A 3,504-nucleotide genomic window follows, 5' to 3' on the forward strand; every position below is an offset into this window, starting at 1 on the left:
GGAGACGATTGCAAGGGAGCCGACGATGCGTGCGTCGCTGTGGGGACGGTTTGCCGTGGTGCTCGGCGCTCGTGCCGTCCTCGCCGCCCTCATCGGGCTCGCGTTCTGGGCCGTGGTGCCGCTGATTCTCGGGTGGCACACGACCACGGTGATGACCGGGTCGATGGAACCGTCACTGCACCCGGGAGATGTCGTGGTCAGCAAGACCGTCCCTCCTGAGGAACTCCGGAAGGGGCAGGTTCTGCTCTTCGCCGACCCCGATCACGTCGGCACGCTGCGACTGCACCGCTTCGACTCCCTCAACAGCGACGGAACCCTCACCACGAAGGGTGACGCGAACCCGGCTGCTGACTCCACCCACATCTCCCGTTCCACGGTGACGGGCGTCGGGTACCTCCGCATCCCGCTGATCGGTACCCCGATCCTGTGGGTGGCAGAACATCGATCCGTGCCGCTCCTCACGCTGGGCGCCGGCCTCGTCCTCCTCACCGGCCTCGCGGTGCTCCCGGCTGTCTCGACTCCTCGCGCACCGACCACACCATCAGGTCCCCACGGCCGACACCGCGCAACGCCCCGCCGTCCCCGCACCGCTTCGGCCGTCTTCGCTGCGGCAGTGGCCGTCACGGTCGCTCTGGCGGTACCGGCACCTGCGGCAGCAGCAGCCTTCTCTGCAACCGCTGCGACGCCGGTGAGCGTCATCGCGACCGCCGCGGCAACGCCGGCCACCGGCTTGACCTGCACCACCAACACGAACGGTTCCGTCACCATCGGGTGGAGCTACAACGGAGCCCTGCCCGAGCGTTTCACGACCCTCATCGACGGCGTAGCGAGCAGTGACACCAGCACCGGCACCGCTCGCACCACCACGATCAGCTCATCAGGGCTCTTCTCCTTCCGGAGCTCAACCATCACCATCCGCACCGACCTCACCGACACCTGGACCACTGCGTCGGACAGCACCGTCCGCATCACCACCGTCCGGTTCCTCGGCCTCGGCCGCACCAGCTGCGCCTGAAACGCTGGAGAGAGAAACCCGGTTAGAGATGCACCCGACGCCAGAAGGGTGCCGTGGGTTCTCCTCGCTCAACGTCAGCATCGACTTCCGCTTCTGTCGCTGACATGCCGTCGCGCTGATGATGCCCCGTCGGGCAGGCCGGCGTCAGCGACGCTGACAAGGACGAGGGCCGGGTTCGCACCGGTGGTGCGGACCCGGCCCTCGCTGCCGTCAGCGGATGCGTGTCCGGTTAGGCCTGTCGGCGTCGGCGGTACCCGAACACCGCCGTCGCCGCGCCCAGCAGGAGCAGCGTGATCGCGGTCACGATGCCCGCACGCGGGTCCGACCCGGTGAAGGCGAGGGTTCCGGTGGTCCCGGTGCCGCTTCCGACCGTGCCCGTGGTGCCGTCACCAGCCGTGCCTCCGGTGGCACCACCGGCCGTGAGGTAGGCGAACGCCGTCTCGTCGTCGCTCGTGCCGCCTGCGGTGCTGACGGTGATGGCCGCGGTGCCCGCGGCACAGGCCGGGGTGGTGAAGGTCAGCTCGGTGCCGTCCTCCGAGACGGTGACGTCGGCCGGGTCGATCGTGACGTCGCAGATCGTGACGGTGGTGGCGCCGGGGATGAAGCCGTCACCGGTCAGGGTGACGGTCGTGCCGCCCGTGGTCGGTCCGGAACCGGGCGTGGCACCGGTGACCGCGGGGACAGGCAGGTAGGTATAGGCGTCGTCGGCGACGGCCGTGCCGGCCGGGCCGGTGACGGCCACGTCGGCGGTGCCGGTCGTCCCGGCCGGTGTGGTGACGGTGACGCTCGTGTCGGTCGGCGTGCCGACGATCGTGGCGGGCACGCCGTCGAAGGTGACCTCGGTTGTCCCGGCGAGGCCGGTGCCCGAGACGACGACGGTCTGGCCACCGGCGGTCGGGCCGGCGGCGGGGCTGATGCCGGTCACGGTCGGGGCGGCGGCCGCAGCCCCGTAGCGGAACTGCACCGGAGCGGTGAGGGCGGTGTCGCCGGGGAAGCCGACGGTGACGTCGACCAGACCCGTGCCGGCCGGCGTGGTGACGACGATGGTGGTGCCGTCGTCGGACACGGACTGCACGTCGGCGAGGGTGTCGCCGAAGCGGACCTCGTCAGCTGCCTGCAGGCCGGTGCCGGTGATCGTCACCGTCGTACCACCGGTGGTCGGACCCTCGGCGGGGGAGAGCGTGGTGACCGTCGGGGCGACGTAGACGTAGGGGAGGCCGTCCGAGGTGCCGCCGCTCGTGACGGCCGCAGTCGTCGTGCCGGCAGGTCCGGCGGGCGTCACCGCGGTCAGGGACGTGCCATCGGCCGCGACCGTGACGTCGGTTGCCGGGACGCCGGCGAACGTGACCGTCGTGTCATCGCCGAAGCCGGAGCCAGTGATCGTGACGGTCTGGCCGCCGGTGGTGGGGCCGGTGCCCGGGGTGATGTCGGCGACCGTGACGGGTGCGGCCGCAGCGGTCGGGGTCTCGCAGTTCGCCTGCGCGAGGATGACGGTGGCGACAGTGTCGTCGGTGAGGGTGATGCCGGCGGCCGTACCGTCGAGGGTGACGGTGGCGACGACCGCGGTGGCGGCGGCGGTCGTGCCCGTCGCGGTCGTCGTGCGGGCCAGGTCGACTGTCAGGGTGACACCGGCGAGGGCGCCCGTCAGCGCCGTCGCGTTCGAGAAGGTCGGGGTGTCGACGTCAAGGGTGACCCCCTGGCCGAACACGGTCAGGCCCGTGAGGAGCGCGTCGCTCGTCGGAGTACCGCCGACCGGGCAGGTGGCGGTGGCGGTCGCGGCGTCCGCGGTCAGGACGTCGAGGCCGAAGAGCTCGACCGAGGCGCCGGCGATCTCCGCGGCCGCCGTCGAGCGTGTCGTGTCGCTGCTGGCCGAGGTCGTGACGACCCCAGCGCCAATGTCCGCGACCGCTGCCGCGACGAGCGCCGCGGCGTCGCCGTCGAACTCGTCGGTCCCCGTGCCAGCGACCGAGACGGCACCGGCGGACACGTCGGCGGTGAGCCCGACGATGCCCGCGAGATTCGGCACTGCGACGTCGGCACTGATCCCGACGGCTGCGGCGTCCCCGGGTGCTGCTGCGGCGGGGCTCGCGACCACGAGCGCGCCTCCCAGGGCGGTCCCGGCGGCGATAGACATCGCTGCGACTCGTATTCCCACGCGTCGTTGCATGGTGCTCCTTCTGATTGAGTGACTCTCAGGACGGACGCTACGTTGCTTGTTCCCCCAGGGCACACCCTCGTTCGGGGGGGGTGACAATCGCTCGCCCAGGTGCTAATGGTGCAGACGGGGCATGGCCCCGATGGGCTGTACTGCGAGGGCGCCTGCACCGGACCCGAACCAGTGGCAAGCGCCCTCACTGCACGACTTCCCTTCACATCTCGCGGAACTTCGACGAGACCACCGAACGGTCTACGCCTATCTGCGGAGTGCTCCGGGAGTGCGAAATCTGCCGCGCAGACATCGTTCGAAGCGGTCCTGGACGGCCGATTGG

Annotated in this window: 2 protein-coding genes; one reads left to right on the top strand and one right to left on the bottom strand. The window is 70.9% G+C overall.

Going from position 1 to position 3,504, the window contains the following annotated elements:
* Positions 1-1,015 (top strand): signal peptidase I (locus tag ITJ56_RS17975; protein ID WP_228518186.1); only part of this gene is annotated, 1,015 nt, incomplete at its 5' end.
* Positions 1,016-1,244: 229 nt separating this feature from the next.
* On the opposite strand, the gene ITJ56_RS17980 is transcribed toward ITJ56_RS17975, so the two are convergent.
* Positions 1,245-3,149 carry an IPT/TIG domain-containing protein gene (locus tag ITJ56_RS17980; RefSeq protein WP_194632002.1) on the bottom strand — a complete coding sequence of 635 codons (1,905 nt, stop codon included), beginning with the start codon at positions 3,147-3,149 and terminating at the stop codon, positions 1,245-1,247.
* Positions 3,150-3,504 lie beyond the last annotated feature (355 nt).

Origin of the sequence: Curtobacterium sp. VKM Ac-1376 (assembly GCF_015351025.1) — a bacterium.
In the GTDB taxonomy this organism is placed as follows: Bacteria; Actinomycetota; Actinomycetes; order Actinomycetales; family Microbacteriaceae; genus Curtobacterium.